Raw genomic sequence first — 25,050 nt, forward strand, 5'->3', positions numbered from 1 at the left:
CCCCCACATCACAGCTCCCGCCTCGCGGTTTTCTCGCTGATGTTCCTGCTCGGCGCCCTCTCCACCGTGGCGGATGCGATCGGCAGTGGTGCCGGAACCGGGGGGTTGAACCTCCAGCTCAACGCCGGTGCCATCGCCCCTGAAGCGGCGGTGTTGATTGCCCTGATCACCTGCCTACTGGTGGACCTGGCCGGCGAACAGGCCGCCAGCCGCTGGGTGCCGCCAATCTGTTACGCCGGCCTGGGCGGTGCCCTGGTGCTCCTGGCCCTGCAGTGGAACACCCCCGACCTGCAGCCCTCCTTCGTGGGCTCCTTCCTGGCCGACAACCTGGCCATCGCCTTCCGGGCCGTGGTGGCCGCCTCCACCCTGATCTCCCTACTGCTGAGCTGGCGCTACGTGGAGCGCAGCGGCACGCCGGTGGGCGAGTTCGCCGGCATCTTGCTGGCGGCCACGCTGGGGGCCATGTTCCTCTGCGGTGCCACCGACCTGGTGAGCATCTTCGTGTCGCTGGAAACCCTCTCGGTGTCCAGCTACCTGCTGGCGGGCTACATGAAGCGGGATGCCCGCAGCTCCGAAGCGGCGTTGAAATATCTGCTGGTGGGCTCCGCGGCGGCGGCGGTGTTCCTCTACGGCGCTTCCCTGCTCTACGGCCTCACCGGTGGCGCCACCGGCCTCGATGCGGTGGCGGTGGCCCTGCGCACCAGTGCCTCCCCGGTGACGGCCCTGGCCCTGGTGTTCGTCCTGGCCACGGTGGCCTTCAAGATCGCGGCCGTGCCCTTCCACCAATGGACGCCCGACGTCTACGAGGGCTCCCCCACCCCGGTGGTGGCCTTCCTGTCGGTGGGCTCGAAGGCCGCTGGCTTTGCCCTGGCCCTGCGCATCCTGGTGGGCTGCTTTGAGAGCTTCGATGCCCAGTGGAAGCTGCTGTTCACCGTGCTGGCGGTGCTGAGCATGGTGCTGGGCAACGTGGTGGCCCTAGCCCAGACCTCCATGAAGCGAATGCTGGCCTACAGCTCGATCGGCCAGGCCGGCTTCGTGATGATCGGCCTGGTGTGCGGCACCGAGGACGGCTTTGCGGCGATGGTGCTCTACATGGCCGCCTACCTGTTCATGAACCTGGGCGCCTTCGCCTGCATCATCCTGTTCTCCCTGCGCACGGGCTCCGACCGCATCGCCGATTACGCCGGCCTCTACCAGAAGGATCCGCTGATCACCCTCGGCCTCAGCCTCTGCCTGCTCTCCCTCGGCGGCATCCCGCCGATGCTGGGCTTCTTCGGCAAGATCTACCTCTTCTTCGCCGGCTGGGCGGATCACCAGTACCTGCTGGTGGTAGTGGGCCTGGTCACGTCGGTGGTGTCGATCTACTACTACATCTCGGTGATCAAGATGATGGTGGTGAAGGAGCCCCAGGAGGCTTCCGATGTCGTCAAGACCTACCCAACGATCAGCTGGAACGTGGTCGGCATGCCGGCCCTGCGCACGGCCCTCGTGGGCTGCGTGATCGTCACGGCGGTGGGTGGCATCCTCTCCAACCCCCTGTTCACCTGGGCCAGCCAGGCCGTGACCGGCACCCCCATGCTGATGCAGGCCATTGGCTGAGGCCCGATGAGCGCTCCGGTGGCCCAGCTGGCGGGCGTCTGCAAGGTGTACGGCAGTGGTGAAATGGCGGTCAAGGCCCTCGACCAGCTCAACCTCACGGTGAACCGGGGCGACTACCTGGCCGTGATGGGGGCTTCGGGCTCGGGCAAGAGCACGGCGATGAACATCCTGGGCTGCCTCGACCGGCCCAGCAGCGGCAGCTACCGCCTCAACGACACGCCGGTGGAGCAGCTCAGCGACGACCAGCTGGCCGATCTGCGCAACCGGGATCTGGGCTTTGTGTTTCAGCAGTTCCACCTGCTGCCCCAGCTGAGTGCCCTCCAAAACGTGATGCTGCCGATGGTGTACGCCGGGGTGCCCGCCGCCGAACGCCAGCAGCGGGCCCAGGCCGCCCTGGAGCGGGTGGGGCTGGGGGAGCGGCTGCACAACAAGCCCAACCAACTCTCCGGCGGCCAGCAACAACGGGTGGCCATCGCCCGGGCGATCATCAACCAGCCGGCCCTTCTCCTGGCCGACGAACCCACCGGAGCCCTGGATTCCCAGACCACCGCCGAAGTGCTGGACATCTTCGATGCCCTGCATCGCGGCGGCATGACCGTGGTGATGGTGACCCACGAAGACGATGTGGCCGCCCGGGCCGAGAAGATCGTGCGCTTCCGCGACGGTCGCATCGTCAGCTGACGGGACGGGGGCGCTCCAGGCTCTGCAGCAGCTGGCCCATCAACAGGGCAATGGCGTCACTGCCGGCAGCACCACCGCCGGGGTCGAGATCCCCGGGATCCACCGCCACCCAGCCCCCATCCCCGGGCAGCCGCAGCTCGAAATGGAGGTGGGGCCCGGTGCTCAGGCCCGTGCTGCCCACCCGGCCGATCACCTCCCCCTGGCGCACCCGATCCCCCTCCTTCACATACAGCTCACTGAGGTGGCCATAGAGGGTGCGGCGGCGGGGGCGGTCGTGTTCCACCTCAATCGCCAATCCGTAGCCCCCCGCCAGGCCACTGCTGACCACCCGGCCGCCGAGGGCCGCCACCACCGGCGTGCCCTCCGGCGCCGCCAGGTCGCGGCCGGCATGCATCAGCCAGCTGCCCAGCAGCGGATGGAGCCGGTAGCCGAAATTGCTGCTGGTCACGGCCGAACCGATCAGGGGAAACAGCAATTGGCGGTTGCCATTGCCGCCAATCGGCGCCGGCCGCGGCGTCACCCCAAACACATCCGCCAGTCGGAACGTGCCCCCTGCACCTGCCAGCAGGGCCGAAACCGGCACCGTGAGGGGGGGAAGGGGCTGACCGGCAAAGCCGGAGCCGCCGTCCCCGCCGCCATCGGCCCCTGAGCCCTGGTTGAACCGCCCCCGCCAGCGCACCACCAGGCCGCTGGTGCATTCCTGCTGGGAGAGGGCACCACTGCGGCAGGCCTGCTGGTGGGCGGGCACATGGAAGGGGGTCATGCCCGAGCCGGAGCGGATCCGGGCCCGCTCCGCCGGGCTCACCACCCCATCACGCACCAGGGCGTCCAGGGAAGCGTCAAACCGGGCCGGGGGGCGGCTGGGGAGGGCGGCCGGATCGGGCCGCAGCGGTTGGGCCAGTGGCACCGGCGGCGGCGGCAGGGGGGGAGCCTGGGGGCCGGCGGGGGGCATGGCGGCAGGGGCCCCAGCGCCAGGCTCGGGCGTGAGCTGGTCCTGGCCCCAGGCGAGGCCCACCCCAAGCAGGGGAGCCGACAGCAGCGGCAGCAGCCCCGCAAGGGCCGAAGCCCACCGGGGGCGAGCGGGTTGGGGCGAGCGGCTCCGGTCGGTCATGGAGTGAATTGTAAAAATCCCCGGCACATGCGTCCCAGCACCGGGGAGCAGACGGCCTCAGAACTGGCGCTGCAGGGCGATCTCCCGTCCGCCTCGAGCCAGACGCAAGCGGCCATCGGTGTGCAGTCCCAGCACCTCCCAGGCCTCCCCTCCGTGCCGCCAACCCGGCTCCGGCCGCCACAGGCGCGCTTCTGCGGCAGCCCTCACCAGCTCGGGTTGGTCAGCATGGGCCGACGCCCAGTCGAGGGCGGCGAGCACCCGCCCCCGCAGCCGCTCCGGGCGGGCCTGGGGATGGCTCCGAGCGGGCCCCAGAGCCTCGGCCACCGAGATGGCGCCAAGCGGAACCCGGTTGCAGCCATTGAGCCCCACCCCCACCTGGGCCCAGCGAATCCGACTGCCCCGCAGCCGCAGCCGGGGCAGCAGGCCGGCCAGCTTGCGCTGGTGCACGAGCAGATCATTCGGCCACTTGAGCTGCACCGCCAAGCCGAGGGCCTCCAGCTGCTGGGCCAGCCCCACGGCCACCGCCAGCCCCAGGGAGGCCGATTCCGCCACCCCGCCGGCCCAGGGGAAGGCGGCACTAAGCCAGAGGCCGCCCGGAGGGGAGAGCCAGGGACGCCCCTGCTGACCATGGCCAAAGCGCTGGCGCCGGGCCTGCACCGCCAACCGGGTCGTTAGCAAGGGGTCTGCCACCAGCCCACGGGACTGGCGCTGGGCAAGCCAGCGATCCAGTTCGCGTTCGGTGCTGGCACACACCGGCAGGCGGCGCAGCTGCCAGGTCAAAGGCTGGCCAACCAGGTACCGATGCGGGCCGCACCAGCGGCGAGCTCCTCCTCCGGATGCACCAGCGCCAGCCGCATCCAGCCCTCCCCCGCCGGACCAAAGCCGTTGCCGGGGGTGAGGGCAACGCCGGTGGCCTCCAGCAGGGCCGCACCGAAGGCCTCCGAGCCCATGCCCCGGACCTGGGGCGGCAGCTCCAGCCAGAGATAGAGGGCCATCGAGGGCCGCCGCACCGGCCAACCCACCGCCTCCAGCGCTGCGGCCATGCGATCGCGGCGCTGGCGATAGACCGTGCGCAGCTGCCCGGGCCAGGCGGGAGCCTGCTCCAGGGCCGCGATGGCCCCGGCCTGCAGGGCCAACGACTGGTTGAAATCGACGACCCCCTTGAGCTGGCGCAGGGCCGTGATCAACCATTCCGCTCCGATGGCGAAGGCCAGGCGGTAGCCCCCGAGGCACCAGCTCTTGGAAAAGGAGAAAAACTCGATGCCACAATCTCGCCAGAGGGGTGATCGCAACAGGGCCGGGGCCTCCCCATCGAGGGCCAGATCCACGTAGGGGTTGTCGTGGGCGAACACCACCCCGTGACGAACGGCCCGCTGCGCGGCCTCATCCACCCAGGCCTGCTCACCGGTGGTGGCCGTGGGGTTATGGGGAAAGCCCAGCACCATCAACTTGAGGCCATCCCACTGCTCGGGGCTGAGGGCCTCGAACCGGGGCCGCCAGCCTGCTGAGGGATCCAGGGGCAGCAGCACCGGCTCGGCGGAGGCGAGGTGCAAACCGCCCATGTGGGAGGGGTAATAGGGATCGAGCACCAGGGCCCGATCACCCGGATTCAGCACCGCCAGTGGCAGGTGGGCCGTGCCCTCCTGGGATCCCACCGGCAGCAGCACTTCGGCATCCGCATCCACCGCCACGCCGAAGCGCCGCTCCGCCCAATGGGCCACCGCCTGCCGGAAGGGCCGGGTGGCCCCATGCAGGCAGTAGGCGGCGCTGGCTGGCGCTCGGAGCTGGTCCGCCATGGCCTGGATCGCCGCGGCGGGTGGCTGGAGGTCGGTGGAGCCCAGCGAGAGGTCGAGCAGGGGAGGCAGGCCCTCGCGGGCCGCCCGGGCGACGTAGGCGGATTTGCGCTGGTCGTTGCGGGCAAAAACCCCACTGCCGAGCCGGGACAGCCGCTCAGAGATGGGCATCCACAAAAGCCTGCAGCTGGGGTTTCGCCATGGCGCCCTCATGGCGAGCCAGCTCCTGACCGTCCTTGAACAGAATCAGGGCGGGAAGGCCCTGGATCTGGAGGGCGTCACGGGTGGTGGGATTGGTGTCCGCCTCGAGTTTGCCCACCGCCAGACGGCCGGCGTATTCCGTGGCCAGCCAGTCCATCATCGGCGCCATCAACCGGCAAGGACCGCACCACTCGGCCCACACATCCACCAGCACCGGGTTCGCCGCCGCGAGCACCTCGGCTTGGAAATTGGCATCAGTGAGGTGAGCGACAGACACGGCGGAGGCCCTGGAACGACGGGTGCTAGGGCGATTGTATGGAGCGGGGCCACCGGTCGGAGTGACCACCGGCCACTCCGACTCAGAGCTTGTCGATCGAACGCTTGAGCTCTTCCAGCTCGGGATCCACCTCACTCACCTGGACAGGCTCCAGTTGGGGGGCAGCCGGGTTGTTCCCAGGCAGGGATACGGGCGTCGCTCCGGCCAGGCGATTTTTCAGAGCCGCCAATTCATCGTCGACCTCCGGGGCTCCCTCCAGGGCTGCGAACTGGCTTTCGAGATCGGCACCGGCCAACTCGGCCGCAGCCTGGCTGCGGGCCTCCAAGGTCTGCACCTTCTCCTCCATGCGCTCGAAGGCTGCCATCGAGCTGTTGGTGCCCAGGCTGCCCACGGCGCTCTGCAGCTGCTCCTGGGCCTGGGCCGCCTGGGCCCGGGCCTTGAGCATGTCCTTTTTGGTCTTGGCCTCGGCGATCTTGCTTTCCAGAGACACCAGGCTCTTCTTGAGCTGCTCAACCTGACCGGCCTGGCTCTGGAGCTGGGTGTTCAGGGCGGTGGCGGTGTCCTGGCAGGTCTTGCGGCGGCCCAGGGCTTCCCGGGCCAGATCCTCCTCACCCTTTTTGAGGGCCAGTTCGGCCCGCTCGTACCAGGTGTTGGCCTGGGCTTGGGCCTGCTCCGCCTGGTTCTGGATGCGCTTCTGGCTGGCGATGGCCGTGGCCACGGCCTGCCGCAGCTTGACCAGATCCGACTGCATGTCGGCCACCGACTGATCCAGGATCTTGGCCGGATCCTCCATGGCACCCACCGCTGCATTGGCGTTGGCGCGGATCAGGCGGCTGAGGCGATCAAAAAAGCCCATTGATGGCGAAAGGCTGGGGCTGCAGGTGCAGGGCCCGAGGGTAGCCAGCTCACGCCACTCTTCACCAGCGAGATTGCCGCACCCCGGATAGGGTCGGTCCATGGGCAGGGCACCACGCCAGCAAAGCCGCCAGATCGGCAACCTGACGCTGCTGATGCCAGCGCCACGGCCGCCCGCCAGCGGCCTGGCCAGCTGTCTGGAGGAGCTGGAGCAGCGCTGGCGCCAGGGGGGGCATCTGGCGGCCCTGTGGCAGGCCTGGCCCCGCATCGCCGGAGCCCAGCTGGCCCCCCACTGCCGCCCCCTGCGCCTGCACAGCGGCCTGCTCACCGTGGGGGCCGCCCCCGGCCCCTGGCTGCAGGCGCTCCAGTACAACCGCCACCAACTGCTGGGAGCCTTGCGCGCCAATGGCTTCACGGTGCGCGACCTGCGCCTTGAACAGCACCACCCAGGCGCCGTCGCCCCACCGGGCGGCCTGCAGGAAGCGGCGGTGTGGGCCGCCCACCCCAGCCGGGTGGACGTGCACGGCATGGCCACCTGCCCCAGCTGCGGCAGTCCGGCGCCCGCCGGGGAGATGGCCCGCTGGGGCCACTGCAGCTTCTGCCGCCAGAAGCAGCTGGCCCAGCCCCCTGGGGAAGGGCCGGTTCAGTAGCGCTCGGGGCGCGGCACCCGCCAGTCCGCCGCCACGCCCTGACGACGCAGCTGCGCGGCCCGTTGCTCCAACTGGCGGCGATCGAGGCGCCAGAGCCCATAGATGCCGCTGCGTCCCAGGGGCTGGGGCGTCAGGCCCTGCCAATGGACCAGGCCGGCGGTGCCGGCATCGATCACCACCAAGACGGTGGGCTGGGCCTCTGGGCTGCTGGCGGGTTGGCCTGGGCGGCTCTCCCCCCGCAGCCGGTCGGCCAGGTTGACCAGGTTGTGGGGCTCGGCCCCCTCGTAGATCACCACCCGACGGCCGTAGTAGTGGAGGGAGGGTTTGAGCATGCCCACCATCGCCACCGGTTCGGCGGGACGGGCTTGCCGCACAAGCGCCGCGGCCATCTCCCGCACGGGGTGGCCCCGCAGGCGATCGCCCAGCTCCCAAGCGGGCTGCAGCACCAGCGGCACAAACGCCAACAGGGGCCCCTGCAGGCCCAGCAGGGCCGCCGCCCCCCCGTACCGGCCCAGGCCAAGACCCAGCACCACGGCCAGGCCGTAGAGAAGGCCGCCCAGCAGCAACCAGCGGCCAGCCAAGAGCTGCGGCACCAGGCCGGGCATCTCCGGGGCGACGATCAGGGGCACCCACAGGGGAGACGCCAGCCAGCCGGCCGCCAGCACGGCCGTGAGCAGCAGGGTGAGCGTCCAACACCAGCGCTGGCCACCCCGCTGAGCCGCCAGGGCGATCAGCAGCCCCGCCGCCGGAGTGGCCGGTAACCAGTAGCTGGGCAGTTTGGTGGCGGCCACGGTGAAAAACAGCAGCACGGCCAGCAACCAGCAGGAAGCGAAGCGTTGCAACGACAGCGGCGGCGCCACGGGCTGGCCCAGGCCCTGGACCAGCCCCAGCAGCAGCAGGGGCGTGAGCGGCAGGCTGGCGATCACCAGCACCACAGCGAAGAACCACCAGGGCTGCTGGTGGTTGTTCACCACCGCCGTGAAGCGCTGGAGGTTGTGGTAGCCAAAGAAGCTGCGCCAGAAGGGCTCCCCTTCCTGGAGCAACGCCAGGCCATACCAGGGCAGCGCCACCACGGCGGTGATCGCCAGCCCGGGCAGGGGCCGGAGTCGCCGCCAGAGGGTGCCCAGGTCGCGCTGGGAGCACCCGAACAGCAGCAAGGTGAGACCCAGCAACACCACGGCCACCGGCCCCTTGGCCAGCACCGCCAGACCCTGCAGCAGCCAGGGCCACCACCAGCCACTGCGCCAGCCCCGTCCCGGGGCCGCATAGGCCTGCCAGGCCAGGAGCAGGCTGCCGGCCAGCAACCCGGAAAACAGGGCATCACTCACGGCGATCCGCCCCCACAGCAGCACCAGCGGCGACAATCCGTAGGCCAGGGCAGCGGTGAGGGCGGCCAGGGCTGGGCGTTCAGGCCGTTGGGGCCAGCGCAGCAGGGTGCCCGCCAGGCCGAGCATCACGGCGCCACAGGCGAGGGCGGAGGGCAGCCGCGCCGCCCAGGTGCCGAGGGGATTCCAGAGGTCCTGACCGGGCAGGGCATAGAGAAGCCCCATCGCCCAGTAGATCAGCGGCGGTTTGTCGTAGCGGGGCAGCCCGTTGACCCGGGGGATCAACCAGTCGCCCGTTTCGGCCATGGCCCGCGCCGAAGCGGCAAACAGGGGCGGGGTCTCGTCCACCAGGCCGGTGCTGCCAAGGCGCCAGACAAAGAGCACAGCCGCGGCAACCGCGGTGAGCAGCAACACCTGGCGGCGGCGGACCGGGGCGACGGGCGGCAGGGACATCCAGCCGGAACAGGAGCTTTGAACCTATCCCGCCAGGTCCTGCAGCCAGGTCTCCACGCGGGCCGCAAAGGCCTGCTGGGAGCAGTGCTGCTCCACCCAGGCCCGACAGCCCTGGCGCCCCAACGCCAGAGCCCGGTGGGTGGCGGCCACCAGGGCCTCGCGATCATCGGGGGCGGCCAGGGCCCCATTCACCCCCTCCACCACCAGCTCTCCGGGACCTCCCCGCTGATAGGCGGCCACGGGCACGCCGCAGGCCATGGCCTCCACCACCACATTGCCGAAGGCCTCATTCCACTTCGGCGTGTTCAGCAGCGCCGCACAGCGTCCCAACTCCGCCTGCAGCTGCTCCGTGGGCATGAACCCCCGCCACTCCAGGGTCCCCGGCGGCACGGAGGCCGCCACCCGATCCGCATAGGCCCGGTCCTCCTTGTAGCCCCAGATCCGCAGGGGCAAGCCCAGCCGGGCTGCCACCAGCGCCCCGTCCTCCAAGCCCTTTTCCGGGGCGATGCGTCCGGCCCAGCCCAGCACGGGCTCCGGCTCCAGACACAGCTGGTAGCGGCTCAGGTCAAAGCCATTGCCCACCAGGATCGGGGGCTCCGCCAGCTGGAAATCGGCGGCCTGCGTGGCGGTGTGGAAAGCCAGGTGACGGGGGCGCAATCGGCTGACCTCGGCAATCACCCCATCCATGGCCTCTCCCACCGAACCCATGCTGACCAGATGGGCCAGGGGTGTGGCGGTGTGGGGCGTCAACCACAGCGGCAACCAGTCGTAGGCCAGGTTGAGGATCACGCTGAAGTCGGCCTGCTGCGCCAGGGCCCGGCGCCACAGCCGGCCGAGCAGGGCATCCACGGGAAGTTCGACCGGGTCCTGACGGCTGCGGTGCTGCCAGCTGGGCTGGTCGGCCCCCCGCTCCAACCAGAGCGTGGCGGCCCCACAGGACGGCGGCAACACCGACCCCTCCGCCGCCAAGACCGTGACCCCATGGCCCCGCTCCAGCAGGCCGGCCACCAGGGTGGTGGCCGTGAGTTCCACGCCACCGCCCCGACCGCTGCCCAGGGCCCCCACCGGGGTGCTCACCACCAGAATCCGCATCAGGGCTGCTCCGCCGGCACCGTTCCGCGCCAGAGCTGCTGCCGCTGGTTGATCAACACCACCGACACCAGGGCCAGCGCCGCCCCAAGCCACTGCAGCGGTTGCAACTGCTCCTCCAGCAGCCACACCCCGCAGAGCAGGGCAAACACCGGCGTCAAAAAGGTGAGGGCGGTAAATCCGGTGAGGTCGCCGCTGCTGGCAAACCAGAAAAACAGGCCGTAGGCCAGGGCACTGCCCAGCACGGTGGCATAGGCCATCAGCCCCCATTCCGCCACGGTCCAGCTGGGCAGCAGGGCCCCTTCCCATCCCACACCAGCCAGCAGCGGCACCCCTCCGATCAGCATGTGCCAGCCCGTGATCGCGACTGGATCACTCTGGCGGCTGGCATAGCGGGAGAGCACCGTGCCCAGGGCCATCGCCGCCGCCGCGGCCAGCATCCAGAGCTCCCCGTGGCTCCAAGCCCGCTCACCCAGGGCCACCGGGCCCTCCAGCCACCAGTGTTGCAACACCGGGGCCGGCAAACCCAGACAGAGGATGGCCAGCAAGCCGAGCAGCAAGCCGATCCAGCCCACTGGATTGATCGCCTCGCCAAACAGGCTCCGCGCCAGCAGCGCCACCAGCAGGGGCTGGGAGTCGATCAGCACCGACCCCAATCCCGCCCCGGTCTGGCCCAACCCCTGGGCCAACAACCCCTGGAACAGGCTGCCGTCCACCAGGGCAAAGGCGAGCAGCCAGGGCCAGTCGGCGGCGGCCACCCGGAGGGAGCGCCCCAGCAACACGGCCGCCAGCAGCACCAGCCCACCGGCGGGCAGCAGCCGCAGACTCGCCACCTGCAGGGGAGTGCCCCCGTCGAGCAGGGGGCGCATGGCAGCCATCGCCGTGCCCCAGAGGGCAAAGGGCAACAGCATCAGGGGCCAACGCAGGGCCTGGGGCATGGCGCTTCCGGGCCGATGGGGGCTTTCTTTTTAAGATCCAACCACTTCACATCGCCCCGATGCCCTGGCCCTGGCGCCGCAAGACCCGTCGCACCATGGCGCGCATCGCCATTGAGGGGGCCATCGCCGGAGCCACCCGCACCCGGGTGCTCAAGGCGCTCCGCCAGGTGGAGCAGCGGGAATGCCCCGCCCTGCTGCTGCGCATCGACAGCCCCGGAGGAACCGTGGGCGACAGCCAGGAGATCCACAGCGCCCTGCTGCGCCTGCGGGAGAAGGGCTGCAAGGTGGTGGCCAGCTTTGGCAACATCTCCGCCTCCGGTGGCGTGTACATCGGCGTGGCCGCCGAACAGATCGTGGCCAATCCGGGCACGATCACCGGCTCCATTGGGGTGATCCTGCGGGGCAACAACCTCTCCAAACTGCTGGAGCGGGTGGGCGTCAGCTTTGAAACCGTGAAAAGCGGCCTCTACAAGGACATCCTGTCGCCCGATCGCGCCCTCACCGAGGGGGAACGGGAGCTGCTGCAGAGCCTGATCGACTCGAGCTATGCCCAGTTCGTCGACGCGGTGGCGAGTGGCCGGGGGCTCAGCCCCGACACGGTGCGCAGCTTTGCCGATGGCAGGGTGTTCAGTGGCGCCCAGGCCAAGGAGCTTGGCCTGGTGGATGTGTTGGGGGATGAGGAGACGGCCCGTCGACTCACGGCGGAGCTGGCGGGTCTCGATCCTGAAAAAACCCAGCCGATCACCTTCGGCAGCCCGCCGAAACGCTTCGCCGGGGTGCTGCCCGGCCGCAGCCAGTTGCGCCAACTGCGTCAGGCCCTCAGCCTGGAGTTGGCCTGGAGCGGCCAACCCCTGTGGCTGTATCGGCCATGAACGAACACGTTGTGCTGCGGGCCCTGCGCGGGGCCACCACCGCCGAGGCCAACACGGCGGCGGCGATCGACGCGGCCGTGGCGGAGCTGGTGGAGGTGCTGGTAGCCCGCAACGGCCTGAGCGGAGATCGCCTGGTTTCGGTCACCTTTTCGGTGACCCGGGATCTGGATGCCTGTTTCCCAGCCGCCATTGCCCGCCGCCAGGTCGGCTGGGAGCAGGTGGCCCTGCTGGATTGCCAGCAGATGGCCGTGGCAGGCGATCTACCGCGCTGCATCCGGTTGCTGGCCCATGCCTGGCTGCGTCCAGATCAGGAGCCGGTGCATCCCTACCTGCGGGATGCGGCCCGGCTGCGCCCCGACCGCGCCCACCCCTAGGCAGGACCGCCAGCTGTGGCGCCGGCCACCCGGCCCACCGGCGTCGGCGCCGGCTGATGAGAATTGAATCCTTGATCGGTATCGCCCTGATGGGTCTCCCCTCCTTCCGCCGCCAGCTGGGCCGGCGCACCGCCGCCCTGGCCACCAGCGCCGCCCTCGCCGGAGTGGGGGCCATCGCCCTTAGCAGTCAGCCCGAAGCCGTGCAGGCCCAGGGCACCCCGAGCCTGATGGAGTTCCGCTGGGACAACACCAAGGACTACCGCAAGCTCTACTACTTCATGACCGATACCCAGCGCCTCAAGCGCTCGGAGTATTACTTGATCCTCAAACCGAAGGATCGCAAGACCGCGATTCTGAAGCTGAGCATCAGCATCCCGAAGTATTTCGACGCCAAGATCGATCCCAAGCGGGTGAAGCTCTGCAAGATGAGCGAGGGGGGCATGATGGCGCGCACCAAGTGCCAGGAAACGATTCCGGCCACGATCGAGATTGCCGAAAACGGCAGCGCCATCGAGATCTTCCCGGATACCCCCGTGCCTGACACCGGCACGATCGGGGTGTACATGAACATCTTCAACCCGTTCAACATCGGCATGTACCAGTTCAATGCCCTGGCCCAGGCACCGGGAGATGTGCCCATCGCCGGCTACCTCGGCAGCTGGCTGATCCAGATCGATCCCCCCTCCAACTGAGTCGGCAACCCTGCCGGACTCGCCAACCCCGCCTGATAGGTTGGCTTCAACGCCCATTACCGACGCGACGAGCGCAGCGAGCAGAGAGCCATGACCAAGCGCACCCTGGAAGGAACAAGCCGTAAGCGCAAGCGGGTGTCTGGTTTCCGCGTGCGCATGCGCAGCCACACCGGCCGTCGCGTCATCCGCTCCCGCCGCCGCCGTGGCCGCGCCCGTCTCGCCGTCTGAGGCCCTTGGCCCTGCCCCAGCGCCACCGGCTCAAGGGGCAACGCGTGTTTGATCGGGTGTACCAGAAGGGCCGCCGCATCCACGGTCCGCACCTGGTGCTCCGGATTCTCGACGCTCTCCCCCCGTTGCTTCCGGCCGAACAGCGGGCCTGCCCGCCCAGTCCCTGGCGCTGTGGGGTGGTGGTGAGCAGCAAGGTGCACAAGCGGGCCGTGCGGCGCAACCGGCTGCGTCGTCTGCTGCAGACCCACCTTCTGGCCCAGCCGATCGAGGCCGGCGACCGCTGCCTCTGGCTGCTGCTGAGCCTCAAACCCGGCTGCGCCGATCTCCCCAGCCAGGCCTTGCTGGGAGAATGCAGCCAACTTCTCCACCAGGCAGGTCTGACGCCATGAGCACCGGCACCGGCGCAAACATTCAGGAGACCGTCTTTTACGAGGGCGGTCCTGCCAAAGGCGATCTGGTGTTCAACCTGCTGCTGGGGTTGACCATCATCGGCATCCCCTTTGCCGTGGGAGCCATTGTGCGGGCCCTATGGCTGCGCTTCCGCATCACCAGCCGCCGCATCGAGGTGAATGGCGGCTGGCTCGGCCGCGACCGCACCCAGGTGGTGTACAGCCAGATCCGGGAGGTGCGCAGCGTGCCCCGGGGCTTCGGCCTCTGGGGCGACATGGTGCTGGTGCTCAGCGACGGCTCCAAGCTGGAGATGCGCTCGGTGCCCCGCTTCCGCGAGCTCGAGACGTACATCGACGAGCGTCGTCAGGCCAAGAGCTCCACACCGAAGGGCATGGCCGCCTAGACCATCAGTCACACTGAGCCCACGCTCCTCCCTACCCCCAGAGCTCCTCTGCCGTGATCGGCTACATCTCCGACAACCTGCTGCTCCCAATCCTCGATTTCTTCTACGGATTGGTGCCCAGCTATGGGCTCGCCATCATTGCGCTCACCGTGGTGATCCGGCTGGCCCTGTTTCCCCTGAGCGCCGGCTCGATCCGCAATGCCCGGCGCATGCGCATCGCCCAGCCCGCCATGCAGAAGCGGCAGGCCGAGATCAAGGCGAAGTACGCCAATAACCCCCAGAAACAGCAGGAGGAACTGGGTCAGCTGATGAAGGAGTTCGGCAGCCCCCTGGCTGGCTGCCTGCCCCTGCTGGTGCAGATGCCGATTCTGTTCGCCCTGTTTGCCACCCTGCGCGGGTCACCCTTCGCCGATGTGCCCTACACCCTGAACCTCAAGGTGCTGCCGGCCGAGCAGATCGCGGCGGTGGAACCCAAGCCGTTCAACAGCCCCAGCCACTCGATTTTCGTCACGGAAACCACCCACGTGCCCGTGATCGCCACCCTGGAGGGGGGCACCAAACTGGGCGTGGGGGATTCGGCCCAGGTGAAGCTGCACACCAAGCAGGGCGACAGCTTCGCCTCAGTGCTGCAGGGCATCGACCATGGCGACGCCTTCGCCCCCACCTGGACTGTCACCAAGGGTGACGGGGTGGTGCGTGTGGATGCCGACGGCACCATCACTGCCCTGGGCACCGGCGACGCCACCGTGGAGGGCAAGATTCCTGGTCTGGCGGCCCGCAGCGGTTTCCTGTTCATCAAGGCCCTCGGCCAGGTGGGCTTCATGACCGATGGCGCCGTCAACTGGGACATCGCCATCCTGGTGGCCGGCTTTGGGGCGAGCCTGTTTGCGTCCCAGATCCTCTCGGGCATGGGCATGCCGCCCAATCCGCAGCAGTCCACCGCCAACAAGATCACCCCGGTGATGATCACCGGCATGTTTCTGTTCTTCCCCCTGCCCGCCGGGGTGTTGCTCTACATGGTGGTGGCCAACATCTTCCAGGCGCTGCAGACCTTCCTGCTGAGCCGCGAAGCCCTGCCCGACAACCTCCAGGCCATTCTCGATCAGCAACTGGCCCAGCAACCCGTCACCGTCAGTGCCAGCGGCGGTCGCCTGCCCTTCGAACCCAAGGGCAAGAAATAACCCCCCTCCGCTGCGCCGTGCCCGAGAGATCTGCCCCGCCGGAATCCATCATCCCGGAATCGGGTCCCCCCTCTCCCAGCGAAGAGGCCCTGCGTCCTGTGCCCCTGCAGGAGCTGCGACACCTGGAGGACGGGCGTCACTGGAACATTGAACAACCCATCGCCGGCCTCAGCAGCCTTACCCCCGTTCGGGGCCACCTCCATGCCACCCACCGCGGCAACGTGCTGGAGGTGGAGGGCGAAGCCGCCACCATCGTCACCCTCTGCTGCGACCGCTGCCTGCAGCATTTCAACCATCCGCTGCAGGCCTCCAGCCGGGAGTTGCTCTGGGTCGGCGAGAGCAACCAGGGTGCAGGCGATCCGGAAGCACTGGAGGAAGCCAGCGACGACAGTGGGCTGATGGAGCAGCTGGATCCCCGCGGCCATTTCGATCCGGAGCACTGGATCTTCGAGCAGCTCAACCTGCAGCTACCCATCGTCAACCACTGCGGCAGCGACTGCCCGGGCCCTGCCACCTGGACCAGCGACAGCTCCGGGGGCGATCCCCGCTGGAGCGCCCTGCGGGGCCTCAACCCCTAAGCATCTCGCCGTGACCGACAGCTGGGCTGACCAACTCGATCTGCTGATCCGGGCCCGCACCCCGATCCTCTGGATCCGCAGCCTGGAGGAGGAACGGGTGGAGACCCTCCTCGAGCAGGCCGCCCAACGGCTGGGGGCCCGCACCCTGCTGCGCTGGGATTTCATCGATGGTCTGAGCGGCGCCCCGAACCGCAGCGGGGAAGCCGCCCGCAACCCGATGGCGGCCCTGGCCTGCCTCGACCCGCTGCCGCCCGAGCAGGGGGTCCTGCTGGTGCTGCGGGATTTCCATCGCTACTGCGAAGACGCGGGAGTGTGCCGCCGGCTCCGCAACCTGGCGGCCAGCCTGCGTCAGGCCCCCCGCACCCTGGTGATCACCGCCCCCGACTGGTCGATCCCCCGGGAACTCGAGGACAGCATCACCCTGCTGGATCTGCCCTTACCCGATGCCGAAGAGATCCGCGGCTTGCTGAGCACGATCGCCAACGCCAGCGGCCAGCCGCTGGCTGCCGCGGTGTGTGAGCAGCTCACGGCAGCCTGCCATGGTCTCAGCGAACAACGGGTGCGCCAACTGGCCGCCCGGGCCCTCGCCCGGCGGGGCCAGTTGGGGGAAGCGGATCTCGCCGAGGTGCTGGAGGAGAAGCGCCAGGCGATCGCCAAGAGCGAGCTGCTCGAGTACTGCCCCAGCGAGGCCACCCCGGCTGACATTGGCGGCCTGGAGGCGTTGAAGCACTGGCTGGAGCAGCGCCACATGGCCTTCAGCGAGGAGGCCATGCGCTACGGCCTGCCCCTGCCCCGGGGGGTGCTGCTGGTGGGGCCCCAGGGCACCGGCAAGTCGCTGACCGCCAAGGCCATCGCCCACAGCTGGAGCATGCCCTTGCTGCGGCTGGATGTGGGGCGGCTGTTCGCCGGCCTGGTGGGAGCGTCGGAGGCCCGCACCCGCGACATGATCCAGCGGGCGGAAGCCATGGCCCCCTGCGTGCTCTGGATCGACGAAATCGACAAGGGATTCGGCGGCGACGCCCGCAGCGACGGGGGCACCAGCCAGCGGGTGCTGGGCACGGTGCTCACCTGGATGGCGGAGAAAACCAGCGCCGTGTTCGTGGTGGCCACCGCCAATGGCGTCGACAAGCTGCCGGCCGAACTGCTGCGCAAGGGCCGGTTCGACGAGATCTTCCTGCTGGATTTGCCCAGCGCCGAGGAACGGCGGGCCATCCTCGACCTGCAACTGCGGCGGCGCCGGCCCGAGCACACCATTCCCCTGGAGGTTCTGGTGGACCGGACCGCCGGCTTCTCGGGGGCTGAGCTGGAGCAAACCGTGATCGAGGCCATGCACCTGGCCTTTGCGGAACACAGGGAATTTGGGGAGGCCGACCTGATCGCCGCCGCCAGCCAGGTGGTGCCCCTCTCGCGCACCGCCAGGGAGCAGCTGGAAGCCCTGCAGATCTGGGCCAGCAGCGGTCGGGCCCGGCCAGCGAGTCGGGCTTGAAGGGCGGCCCTGATGTCGGGGCGTAACGAACTCCGACACCAGGTAACAAGCTCCAGCGGAGGCCGGGACCACCAGGGCCAACACCCCTACGGTCTGGCCCATGCCGCCCGCCGCACCATGACCCCGACCCCCAACAGCCGTCCAGAAGTGGTGAGCCAGCTGGCCGTGGCCTGCCTGGGTGCGGGAGTTGTGACCACCGTGGCGGTGGCCCAGGGCCAGAACCCCCTCACCGCCCTCGGCATCACCCTGTTTTCTGCGGTGGCCGCCGTGATGGTGGGCCAGGCGATCTAGTTCACCGACGGGGTCGCCATCGCCACCGGAATCCGGGGCACGGGGAACCCGTTGTTGCCCAGCACCTCCACAATCATGCGGTTGGTGTCGAAATAGACCTGCCAGTAGGTGCTGGTGTGGGTGTAGGGGCGCACGGCGAGGCGAGGACCGCGCTCGCTGAATTCGAGCACCTCCACATCAGCCGGCTTGCCCTCGGCCTGGTTGGGCACCCGCTTGATGCCTTCCTTCAGCAGGGCAATGGCACGGTCCACATCAGCGGAGTTGTCGAGCTGGGCCACCAGATCCACACGGCGAAAGCTGTGCACCGAATAGTTCTGGATGGTGTCGCCGAACAACTTGCCATTGGGCACGATGTTGCGCACGTTGTCGGGCGCCAGCAGAGAGGTGACGAACATGCCGATCTCCTCGACCGTGCCGGTGACGCCTGCAGCGGTGATGAAGTCACCCACACTGAAGGGACGGAAGATCTGCAGAAACACGCCGGCAGCAAAGTTGCCGAGCATGCCGCTCCAGGCCGCACCAATCGCCACGCCGGCACCGGCCAGCAGGGCGGCGAAGCTGGCGGTTTGAATGCCGAAGAAGCCCAGAATGGCCACCACCAGGATCACCCGCAACACCGCCGCGAGGATGTTGATCAGATAGCCAACGACCGTGACATCCAGACTGCTGTGGCGCAAACTTTTGCGCAAAATGCGCATCGCCATCTGAATGAGCCAGCCACCGGCGATCCACAGGGCGACCGCCCCCACCAGCTTCAACACAAAGGGCACGATCGTGCTCGCCACGAGCACAGAAAGATCCGGAATAGGCATCGCCAAGGTGAACCGACACGGGGAAGGCATCACCTTCGTGGATCACTCCCCCAGCCGTCAATCCAATGCCAGGATCCCGGAAAACGGGTGTCGCTGATGGCCGCTGATTTCCGGGCCCTGTTGCCCGCCCTGGCCAACAAGACCTACTTCAACTATGGCGGCCAGGGCCCCCTCCCCACCCCCTCGCTCCAGGCCATCACCGGCGCCTGGGTGCAGATCCAGGAGCTGGGTCCGTTCACCGGCGCGGTGTGGCCCTTCATCGAACAGACCACCGGCCGACTCCGCCAGCACCTGGCCCGCTGGTTTGGCGTGCCCCCGCACCGGCTCGCCTTCACCGAAAACGTCACCAGCGGCTGCGTGTTGCCGCTCTGGGGACTCCCCTGGCAACCAGGTGACGAACTGCTGATCGGCGACTGCGAGCACCCGGGGGTGGTGGCCGCCTGCCGGGAACTGGCGCGCCGCCAGGGGCTGCAGCTGGCCACCCTGCCCGTGGCCGATCTGCGCGGCAGCGCCGCCGAAACCGACGCCCTGGTGCTGGAGCGGCTGGAGCAGCGACTCACCCCCGCCACCCGACTGGTGGTGCTCTCCCACCTGCTCTGGAACACCGGCCAGCTGATGCCGATCAGCGCGGTAGCCCAGGCGCTGGCCGTCCACAGCCGCCACCCCTGGCTGCTGGTGGATGGGGCCCAGTCGCTGGGCTGCATCCCCCTGGCACAAGCCGCCGCCGCCGCCGACATCTACGCCTGCACGGGCCACAAGTGGTGCTGCGGCCCTGAAGGTCTGGGGGCCGTGGCCCTCTCCGAACGGGTGTTGGAGCAGGCCCAGCCCACCCTGATCGGCTGGCGCAGTCTCCGCTCCGAGGCCAGCGGCAGCAGCGGCTTCCACCGCGATAGTCGGCGCTTTGAGGTGGCCACCTCCTGCGTGCCCCTCTATGCCGGACTGGAGCAGTCGCTGCAGCTGCTGGAGGCCGAAGGCAGCGCCGAAGCGCGGCTGGCAGGAATCCAACGGCGCAGCCAACGGCTCTGGCAGGGGCTTCAGGCCCACCCACGGGTGCGCCCGCTGTTGAAGGAGGCCCCGCCGGCAGGCCTGGTGAGCTTTGAACTGGAGGGCGAAGTCCCCGAGGCGACGGTGACCCGCCTAGGCCAGCAGGCCATCTGGCTGCGCAGCCTCGACGAGCCCCATTGCCTGCGGGCCTGCACCCACATCACCACCACGGATGCGGAGATCGACCAGCTGTTGGGCAGCCTTTAGGGCCGACGCCCCCAGGCCCACGCTGCCAAACAGAACAACCCTGGCCACAGTGAAGGAAACCCGGAGTCCGTTCATGAGACCCCTCCGCACCCATGGGCAATTGCTGCTGCTGAGCGCCTGCAGCGCCGGCCTGAGCTGCACCGCACTGTTGGGCACCCCACTGGTGGCTCCGCCCGCCGCCCAGGCGACGACAGAGCAAAAAGCCTCTCCCTACGCCGCCCCCCAGGACGAAACGGATCGCAAGGCCGAAGCCGGCAACGCCAAGGAGTCACCCTTTGCCGGGGCCAAGGAGAGCGATGGCGCCACCCAAGCGGCGCTGCGGGTGGACCGCACCAAACTCTGGTGGCTGCTGCTGCCGGTGGGACTGGCGGTGATCAGCTACGGGGCCCTGCGCTCCCAGGAAGGAACCCCGCACTGATCAAGCCCCCCTGCTGGTGGCGGCCTGATCGTGGAATGGGCAGGCTGCCGCCTCAGGAGCTGGGGCGACCACCCTCGAGCAGCTGCCGCTGCACCCAGCCCGCCAGCAGGGCCCCGACGATGGGGGCCAGCCAGAACAGCCACAGCTGGCCCATCGCATCCCCGCCCACCCAGAGGGCCACACCCGTGCTGCGGGCGGGATTCACCGAGGTGTTGGTGACCGGAATGCTGATCAGGTGGATCAGCGTCAGCGACAGCCCGATCGGCACCCCGGCCATGCTCGCGATGGCATCCCGGTGGGTGGTGCCGAGAATCACCAGCAGGAAGATGAAGGTGAGCACCACCTCGATCAGAAGGGCCGACACCAGGCCGTAGCCGCCCGGGGAGTGGGCTCCGAACCCGTTGGTGGCCAGGGGATTGGAGCCGGAGAGTTCAAAGCCCGGCCGGCCACTGGCAATGCCGTACAGCAAGCCGCCCGCCAGCGTGCCGCCCAGCACCTGGGCCACGATGTAAGGCAACAGATGGGATCCGGGCATGCGGCCACTCGCCCACAGCCCAAAACTCACGGCCGGATTGATGTGGCAACCGGAGATATGGCCGATGGCATAGGCCATGGTGAGCAGGGTGAGACCAAAAGCCAGGGACACCCCAAGGAAACCCAGGCCCAGGGGGTTGGCATCGGCCTGGGCATAGGGGAACACGGCAGCCAGCACGGCACTGCCGCAGCCACCGAACACCAACCAGAACGTTCCGATCAGCTCAGCCAGGAAGCGCCTGGACAGGGGTTGGGCCTGGGACATCGGCAAAAACCAGGGGTGTCAACAGATCCGCGCACGGTAAGCAGCGCAACGGGGAGCGGCCAGAGGTCCGTCGTGATTGTTGGCGATCCCCCTGGACCGTCCTGCCCCTCAGGCCCGGCGCCTCCGCAGCGCCTTCTCCGCCTCCTCGCGGTCGTCAAAGTGGATCTTGGTGGTGCCGAGGATCTGGTAATCCTCATGGCCCTTGCCGGCGATCAGCACCAGGTCCCCCGGCGCCGCCTCCGCAATGGCGGTGGCGATCGCTGTGGCCCGATCCCCCTCCACCGCCACAGGACGATCCACCGGGCTACCGGCCACCACGTCGGCCAGGATCTGCTGGGGATCTTCCGTGCGGGGGTTGTCGGAGGTGACCACCACCTGATCGGCCAGTTCAGCCGCGATGGCGCCCATCTGGGGCCGCTTGCTGCGGTCGCGGTCACCCCCGCAGCCAAACACGCAGATCAGCCGCCCGGCGGTGAAGGGGCGGCAGGCGGCCAGGGCATTGGCCAGGCCATCGGGGGTGTGGGCGTAGTCGACCAACACCGCCGGGTCGCCAGCCCCATCGCCCACCAGCACCCGCTCCATCCGCCCGGGCACACCGCGGAAGCTGGCCAGGCCCGCCAACAACTGGGACAACGGGATGCCCTGCTGGACCAGGGCTCCCACGGCCTGCAACAGGTTCATCAGGTTGAAGCGGCCCAGCAGGGGGGAGTGGAAGGCCCCCTCCCCCAGCGGCGTCTGCAGCACCCCGCGCACCCCGTCGGCGCCGAGCACCAGATCCCGGATGAACAGCTCGGCTCCGGGATCCTCCAGGGAACTGCGCCAGCAGGCCGAACCGAGCCGCGCGGCCAACGGGGCACCCCAGGGGTCATCGCCGTTGACCACGGCGCGGCTGCCGCTGCCATCCCAGAGGGGCGGAGCAAACAGCCGGGCCTTGGCCTCGAAGTAGGCCTGCATCGACGGGTGGTAGTCGAGGTGGTCCTGGGTGAGGTTGGTGAACACCGCCCCTGCGAAGCGGCAACCCGCCACCCGCTGCTGATCCAGGGCGTGGGAGCTCACCTCCATGGCCGCAATCTGGGCACCGGCCTCCACGGCCTGGGCCAGCTGGGCCTGCAGCAGATCGGCAAAGGCCGTGGTGTGCTGGGCGGTCACACTGTGACCAGGCCAGCGGTTGACCAGGGTGCCGAACAGGGCCGCCGGGCGGCCGGCACGGTTGGCCAGGTGTTCGATCAGATGGGTGGTGGTGGTTTTGCCGTTGGTGCCGGTGACGCCGATCAGGGCCAGGCGTCGACTGGGTTGGGCCCAGAACGCAGCCGCCAGCAGACCCGCCCAGCCCGCCAGGGGTTCGGGACTGACCAGCACCGCATCGCCGGGGCCCGGGGGCTGGGCCGCCGCGGCCGCCGGGCTGATCACGGCCGCCACAGCGCCGGCTTGCAGCGCCTGGGGCCAGAAACAGCCCCCGTCCACCTGGGTCCCTGGCAACCCCACAAACAGAGTGCCCCGGCCCACCCGCCGGGAGTCGCAGCTGATGCCGCTCACCTCCCCGTTGGGCAAGCCCTCCGGCAGCTCCAGACCCACGTCCCGCAGGATCGGATGGAGCAGCTGGGTCATGGCACCAGATGGCTGAATGGCGCCTTTCTAAGCGTCCTGGCCTGAAAAACCGTGCTTCTGCAACCAAACCCGCAGGCTGTCCCCCATCAGCCGTGGGGGCACCCGGGGCAACACCTGGTCCCCCTGGGGTGAGCGCAGCACCAGCACCGGCACATCCAGGCCAAAGCGGGCCTGGAGAGCGGCATCGCCATCCACGTCGATCTGCTCAATCGCCTGGGGCAAGGCCAGGGCCTGCAGCTTCTCAGCCAGGCCCTCACACAGGCAGCAGCCCTGACGGGTCATCAACACCAGAACGGGCATCACGCGAACCGGCCGTCAATCGGGAACGGGATCACACCCACAGGGGGTGAAGGGATGGCAGCGCAGCAGGCGCTTCAGGGTGAGCCAGCTGCCCCGCCAGGCCCCATGGCGGCTGATCGCCTCCAGGCCGTAGGCGCTGCAGCTGGGGATAAAGCGGCAGCGGGGACCCAGCAGGGGGGAAATCCACTGGCGGTAGAGACCAATGAGGGCCAGCAACAGGGCCCCAGCCCACCGGGCCAGCAGCCCCCGATCCGAGGCTTCCAGCGAGGCGAGGCCAGGCTGGGGCTGCAGCTCAAGGCTGGGCGGACCAACCGATAGGATCGACCGTTGGCGCGGCAAGGCGCGGGTTTGCGGGGTTTTCCCAGCATGCTCGATCCCCCATCGCCATCGGGTGTTCCCTCGGGAGCCCTTCGTCCTTCGAACTCGACTTCATGTCTCGCTACCGCGGCCCTCGTCTGAGGATCACGCGGCGCTTGGGAGACCTTCCCGGTCTCACCCGTAAGTCCGCCAAGCGGTCTTATCCCCCCGGTCAGCACGGCCAAGCCCGTCGCAAGCGCTCCGAATACGCCATCCGCCTGGAAGAGAAGCAGAAGCTTCGCTTCAACTACGGCATTTCCGAACGTCAGCTGGTTCGCTACGTCAAGAAAGCCCGTGCCCAGGAGGGTTCCACCGGAACCAACCTGCTCAAACTGCTCGAGAACCGTCTCGACAACATTTGTTTCCGCCTCGGCTTCGGCCCCACCGTGCCCGGTGCCCGTCAGCTGGTGAACCATGGCCACGTGACCGTGAATGGTCGCGTCGTGGACATCCCCAGCTACCAATGCAGGGCCGGCGATGTGGTGGCCGTGCGCGAGCGCAAGCAAAGCAAGAAACTGGCCGAGGGCAACCTGGAGTTTCCTGGTCTGGCCAACATCCCGCCCCACCTCGAGCTGGACAAGAACAAGCTCGTCGCCAAGGTGATCAGCAAGTGCGAGCGCGAGTGGGTCGCCCTCGAGATCAACGAACTGCTGGTGGTGGAGTTTTACTCCCGCAAGGTGTGATCCGGCAGCTGCCCGGGTCGTTTCCCAGCCCTCGCCTCACGGCGGGGGCTTTTTTGTTGTAGCCCCACCAAAGGGGAGGCCAGGAGCTGACCAGGAGTGTCCTCCCTCAATCGCGTTTGCGGGAGGGAAATGGCATGGCGGCGAAAGCAAACATGGCCAAGCCGAGTCCAACCGACTGACCGCCTTGATTGTTGATGCTGACCGCAATCAAACTGTCGCTGGATACAGCTCTGACCTTCAGTCCACCCAGGCCATTGTTGATCAAAATCAGGCCAGACATCACAAACAGAACCCGGGCGATCACACCGCGCGACAGCCAGTTGGACAGGATCTCAAAGGGAGATCGTTGTTCCACCGGAAAGCGGGCTCGGTGCTCCCGTTCCGTCCTGGCCAGAATCGCCTCGATCTCTTGCTGACTGGGCTGGGGCTTGGGGGGTAAGCCTGGAACCGGGGGGAGAGAATCCGTCATCTACCCGCCGATCAGGGTCTCCAAGGCGGCCGTGACGTCGGCCTGGCGCATCAGGGATTCACCCACCAGCACCGCATCGGCGCCGGCGCCCTGCACGCGGTCGAGGTCGTCGCGGCTGAACAGGCCCGACTCACTCACCAGCAGGCAACCCTTAGCGCGGATCTGGTCGCCGTAGCGGGCGGTGAGCTGCTCGGTGGTGGCCAGATCGGTGTGGAAGGTGGCCAGATCCCGGTTGTTGATCCCGATCAACTGCACCCCGTCGAGGGCCAGCACCCGCTCCATCTCCTCGGCGTCATGGACCTCCACCAGCACGGTGAGGCCCAGGCTGCGGGCCACCTTGAGCAGATAGCCCAGGTCCTGGTCGGTGAGGATGGCGGCGATCAGCAGGGCCGCATCGGCCCCGGCGGCCCGGGCCTGATACAGCTGGTAGGGGCTGAGGATGAAGTCCTTGCACAGCAGGGGCAGGTCCACCACCTGGCGCACCTGTACCAGCACCTCAAAGCCCCCTTGGAAAAACTGTTTGTCGGTGAGCACCGACAAACAGCTGGCCCCACCGGCGGCGTAGCCCTTGGCGATGGCTTCCGGATCGAAATCCTCGCGGATCACCCCCTTGCTGGGGCTGGCCTTCTTCACCTCGGCGATCACCGCCGGCTTGCGGCAGCTGGCCTTCAGGGCCGCTAGGAAGTCGCGCGGCGCCGGCAACTCGGCCACCTGCTGTTTGAGTTTCTCCAGGGGCACCCGCTCGCGGGCGGCGGCCACCTCCCGGTCTTTCTCCCAGACGATCTTTTCAAGAATGTGACGGGGCTCCCCCTCCTCGTGGGGAATGGCGTATTCGAGGAAGGCCACCTTCACCTTGGGATTGGGAGGCCGGCGACGGATCTCCATC

Annotated in this window: 31 protein-coding genes; 16 read left to right on the forward strand and 15 right to left on the reverse strand. The window is 68.6% G+C overall.

Annotated features, from left to right (window positions below; translation table 11 throughout):
- The first annotated feature begins 39 nt into the window (after positions 1 to 39).
- On the forward strand, positions 40 to 1,599 hold the full coding sequence (locus H6G16_RS04170) for an NAD(P)H-quinone oxidoreductase subunit N (RefSeq protein WP_242036164.1): 1,560 nt from the start codon (positions 40 to 42) through the stop codon (positions 1,597 to 1,599).
- 6 nt (positions 1,600 to 1,605) lie between these two features.
- Positions 1,606 to 2,280, forward strand: coding sequence for an ABC transporter ATP-binding protein (locus H6G16_RS04175; RefSeq protein ID WP_199289181.1), 675 nt, complete (start codon positions 1,606 to 1,608; stop codon positions 2,278 to 2,280).
- Here the strand turns inward: H6G16_RS04175 and H6G16_RS04180 are convergent.
- The 5 genes from H6G16_RS04180 to H6G16_RS04195 all read right to left on the reverse strand — a co-directional run bounded on the left by H6G16_RS04180 (position 2,273) and on the right by H6G16_RS04195 (position 6,518).
- Entirely contained in the window at positions 2,273 to 3,391 is a 1,119-nt protein-coding gene (locus tag H6G16_RS04180; protein ID WP_190389048.1) for a M23 family metallopeptidase, read from the reverse strand. The genes H6G16_RS04175 and H6G16_RS04180 overlap by 8 nt on opposite strands.
- 57 nt (positions 3,392 to 3,448) lie before the next feature.
- Positions 3,449 to 4,171: a biotin--[acetyl-CoA-carboxylase] ligase gene (locus H6G16_RS12995; protein WP_242036165.1), complete on the reverse strand. Its 723-nt coding sequence runs from the start codon at positions 4,169 to 4,171 to the stop codon at positions 3,449 to 3,451.
- Positions 4,168 to 5,355 carry an aminotransferase class I/II-fold pyridoxal phosphate-dependent enzyme gene (locus H6G16_RS13000; protein WP_242036166.1) on the reverse strand — a complete coding sequence of 396 codons (1,188 nt, stop codon included), beginning with the start codon at positions 5,353 to 5,355 and terminating at the stop codon, positions 4,168 to 4,170. Before H6G16_RS13000 ends, H6G16_RS12995 begins: the two co-directional genes overlap by 4 nt.
- On the reverse strand, positions 5,342 to 5,662 hold the full coding sequence (gene trxA, locus H6G16_RS04190; RefSeq protein WP_190389050.1) for a thioredoxin: 321 nt from the start codon (positions 5,660 to 5,662) through the stop codon (positions 5,342 to 5,344). The genes H6G16_RS13000 and trxA overlap by 14 nt, the downstream gene beginning before the upstream one ends.
- 82 nt (positions 5,663 to 5,744) lie before the next feature.
- Complete coding sequence (locus H6G16_RS04195) at positions 5,745 to 6,518, reverse strand: PspA/IM30 family protein (RefSeq protein WP_190389051.1); 774 nt, start codon at positions 6,516 to 6,518, stop codon at positions 5,745 to 5,747.
- Between the two features lie 100 nt (positions 6,519 to 6,618).
- Here H6G16_RS04195 and H6G16_RS04200 point away from each other — a divergent pair, with 100 nt between their 5' ends.
- Complete coding sequence (locus H6G16_RS04200) at positions 6,619 to 7,167, forward strand: DUF721 domain-containing protein (RefSeq protein WP_190389052.1); 549 nt, start codon at positions 6,619 to 6,621, stop codon at positions 7,165 to 7,167.
- Here H6G16_RS04200 and H6G16_RS04205 read toward each other — a convergent pair.
- Genes H6G16_RS04205 through H6G16_RS04215 form a run of 3 tightly spaced genes read right to left on the reverse strand, consistent with a single transcriptional unit; the run spans position 7,161 to position 10,972 of the window.
- On the reverse strand, positions 7,161 to 8,945 hold the full coding sequence (locus tag H6G16_RS04205; protein ID WP_190389053.1) for a glycosyltransferase family 39 protein: 1,785 nt from the start codon (positions 8,943 to 8,945) through the stop codon (positions 7,161 to 7,163). The two genes, H6G16_RS04200 and H6G16_RS04205, sit on opposite strands and share 7 nt — an antisense overlap.
- A gap of 24 nt (positions 8,946 to 8,969) precedes the next feature.
- Positions 8,970 to 10,037, reverse strand: a complete 1,068-nt coding sequence (locus tag H6G16_RS04210; protein WP_190389054.1) for a glycosyltransferase — start codon at positions 10,035 to 10,037, stop codon at positions 8,970 to 8,972.
- Positions 10,037 to 10,972: a DMT family transporter gene (locus H6G16_RS04215; RefSeq protein WP_190389055.1), complete on the reverse strand. Its 936-nt coding sequence runs from the start codon at positions 10,970 to 10,972 to the stop codon at positions 10,037 to 10,039. Before H6G16_RS04215 ends, H6G16_RS04210 begins: the two co-directional genes overlap by 1 nt.
- A 59-nt stretch (positions 10,973 to 11,031) precedes the next feature.
- Between H6G16_RS04215 and sppA the strand changes: the two genes are divergently transcribed.
- The 10 genes from sppA (at position 11,032) to H6G16_RS04265 (ending at position 17,467) form a co-directional block, all read left to right on the forward strand.
- The gene (gene sppA / locus H6G16_RS04220; protein WP_190389056.1) at positions 11,032 to 11,844 is read left to right on the forward strand and encodes a signal peptide peptidase SppA; all 813 of its coding nucleotides are present in this window, start codon (positions 11,032 to 11,034) and stop codon (positions 11,842 to 11,844) included.
- Positions 11,841 to 12,218 carry a chorismate mutase gene (gene aroH / locus H6G16_RS04225; RefSeq protein ID WP_190389057.1) on the forward strand — a complete coding sequence of 126 codons (378 nt, stop codon included), beginning with the start codon at positions 11,841 to 11,843 and terminating at the stop codon, positions 12,216 to 12,218. The genes sppA and aroH overlap by 4 nt, the downstream gene beginning before the upstream one ends.
- A gap of 89 nt (positions 12,219 to 12,307) precedes the next feature.
- Positions 12,308 to 12,910, forward strand: a complete 603-nt coding sequence (locus tag H6G16_RS04230; protein WP_190389058.1) for a DUF2808 domain-containing protein — start codon at positions 12,308 to 12,310, stop codon at positions 12,908 to 12,910.
- Between the two features lie 90 nt (positions 12,911 to 13,000).
- Positions 13,001 to 13,138, forward strand: coding sequence for a 50S ribosomal protein L34 (gene rpmH, locus H6G16_RS04235; protein WP_190389059.1), 138 nt, complete (start codon positions 13,001 to 13,003; stop codon positions 13,136 to 13,138).
- A gap of 5 nt (positions 13,139 to 13,143) precedes the next feature.
- Positions 13,144 to 13,527: a ribonuclease P protein component gene (rnpA, locus tag H6G16_RS04240; protein WP_190389060.1), complete on the forward strand. Its 384-nt coding sequence runs from the start codon at positions 13,144 to 13,146 to the stop codon at positions 13,525 to 13,527.
- Positions 13,524 to 13,931: a PH domain-containing protein gene (locus tag H6G16_RS04245; protein WP_190389061.1), complete on the forward strand. Its 408-nt coding sequence runs from the start codon at positions 13,524 to 13,526 to the stop codon at positions 13,929 to 13,931. Before rnpA ends, H6G16_RS04245 begins: the two co-directional genes overlap by 4 nt.
- Positions 13,932 to 13,984: 53 nt before the next feature.
- Positions 13,985 to 15,112: a membrane protein insertase YidC gene (gene yidC / locus H6G16_RS04250; RefSeq protein WP_190389062.1), complete on the forward strand. Its 1,128-nt coding sequence runs from the start codon at positions 13,985 to 13,987 to the stop codon at positions 15,110 to 15,112.
- A 17-nt stretch (positions 15,113 to 15,129) separates the two neighbouring features.
- The gene (locus H6G16_RS04255; protein WP_347238788.1) at positions 15,130 to 15,690 is read left to right on the forward strand and encodes a DUF177 domain-containing protein; all 561 of its coding nucleotides are present in this window, start codon (positions 15,130 to 15,132) and stop codon (positions 15,688 to 15,690) included.
- A gap of 10 nt (positions 15,691 to 15,700) precedes the next feature.
- Positions 15,701 to 17,176: an AAA family ATPase gene (locus H6G16_RS04260; protein WP_190389063.1), complete on the forward strand. Its 1,476-nt coding sequence runs from the start codon at positions 15,701 to 15,703 to the stop codon at positions 17,174 to 17,176.
- A 117-nt stretch (positions 17,177 to 17,293) separates the two neighbouring features.
- On the forward strand, positions 17,294 to 17,467 hold the full coding sequence (locus H6G16_RS04265; RefSeq protein ID WP_190389064.1) for a hypothetical protein: 174 nt from the start codon (positions 17,294 to 17,296) through the stop codon (positions 17,465 to 17,467).
- Here the strand turns inward: H6G16_RS04265 and H6G16_RS04270 are convergent.
- A complete protein-coding gene (locus H6G16_RS04270) occupies positions 17,464 to 18,279 on the reverse strand; it encodes a mechanosensitive ion channel family protein (RefSeq protein ID WP_190389065.1) in 816 nt (271 codons plus the stop codon). The two genes, H6G16_RS04265 and H6G16_RS04270, sit on opposite strands and share 4 nt — an antisense overlap.
- Positions 18,280 to 18,375: 96 nt before the next feature.
- On the opposite strand from H6G16_RS04270, the gene H6G16_RS04275 reads away from it, so the two are divergent.
- Together H6G16_RS04275 and H6G16_RS04280 are read left to right on the forward strand one after the other, a co-directional pair.
- Positions 18,376 to 19,530 (forward strand): aminotransferase class V-fold PLP-dependent enzyme, encoded by a 1,155-nt coding sequence (locus H6G16_RS04275; RefSeq protein ID WP_190389066.1) that lies wholly within the window; start codon positions 18,376 to 18,378, stop codon positions 19,528 to 19,530.
- A 73-nt stretch (positions 19,531 to 19,603) separates the two neighbouring features.
- Positions 19,604 to 19,948 carry a hypothetical protein gene (locus H6G16_RS04280; RefSeq protein ID WP_190389067.1) on the forward strand — a complete coding sequence of 115 codons (345 nt, stop codon included), beginning with the start codon at positions 19,604 to 19,606 and terminating at the stop codon, positions 19,946 to 19,948.
- A 52-nt stretch (positions 19,949 to 20,000) separates the two neighbouring features.
- On the opposite strand, the gene aqpZ is transcribed toward H6G16_RS04280, so the two are convergent.
- From aqpZ to yidD, 4 genes are all read right to left on the reverse strand, one after another.
- A complete protein-coding gene (gene aqpZ, locus H6G16_RS04285; protein WP_190389068.1) occupies positions 20,001 to 20,747 on the reverse strand; it encodes an aquaporin Z in 747 nt (248 codons plus the stop codon).
- A gap of 108 nt (positions 20,748 to 20,855) precedes the next feature.
- On the reverse strand, positions 20,856 to 22,355 hold the full coding sequence (locus tag H6G16_RS04290; RefSeq protein ID WP_190389069.1) for a UDP-N-acetylmuramoyl-L-alanyl-D-glutamate--2,6-diaminopimelate ligase: 1,500 nt from the start codon (positions 22,353 to 22,355) through the stop codon (positions 20,856 to 20,858).
- 27 nt (positions 22,356 to 22,382) lie between these two features.
- A complete protein-coding gene (locus tag H6G16_RS04295; RefSeq protein ID WP_190389070.1) occupies positions 22,383 to 22,655 on the reverse strand; it encodes a glutaredoxin family protein in 273 nt (90 codons plus the stop codon).
- A 15-nt stretch (positions 22,656 to 22,670) separates the two neighbouring features.
- A complete protein-coding gene (yidD, locus tag H6G16_RS04300) occupies positions 22,671 to 22,919 on the reverse strand; it encodes a membrane protein insertion efficiency factor YidD (protein WP_190389272.1) in 249 nt (82 codons plus the stop codon).
- A 167-nt stretch (positions 22,920 to 23,086) separates the two neighbouring features.
- Between yidD and rpsD the strand changes: the two genes are divergently transcribed.
- Entirely contained in the window at positions 23,087 to 23,695 is a 609-nt protein-coding gene (gene rpsD, locus H6G16_RS04305; protein ID WP_190389071.1) for a 30S ribosomal protein S4, read from the forward strand.
- 106 nt (positions 23,696 to 23,801) lie between these two features.
- On the opposite strand, the gene H6G16_RS04310 is transcribed toward rpsD, so the two are convergent.
- Positions 23,802 to 24,164 carry a hypothetical protein gene (locus H6G16_RS04310; protein WP_190389072.1) on the reverse strand — a complete coding sequence of 121 codons (363 nt, stop codon included), beginning with the start codon at positions 24,162 to 24,164 and terminating at the stop codon, positions 23,802 to 23,804.
- On the reverse strand, positions 24,165 to 25,049 hold the full coding sequence (trpC, locus tag H6G16_RS04315) for an indole-3-glycerol phosphate synthase TrpC (protein ID WP_190389073.1): 885 nt from the start codon (positions 25,047 to 25,049) through the stop codon (positions 24,165 to 24,167).
- Position 25,050 lies beyond the last annotated feature (1 nt).

This window comes from Cyanobium sp. FACHB-13342, assembly GCF_014697415.1.
In the GTDB taxonomy this organism is placed as follows: Bacteria; Cyanobacteriota; Cyanobacteriia; order PCC-6307; family Cyanobiaceae; genus Cyanobium_A.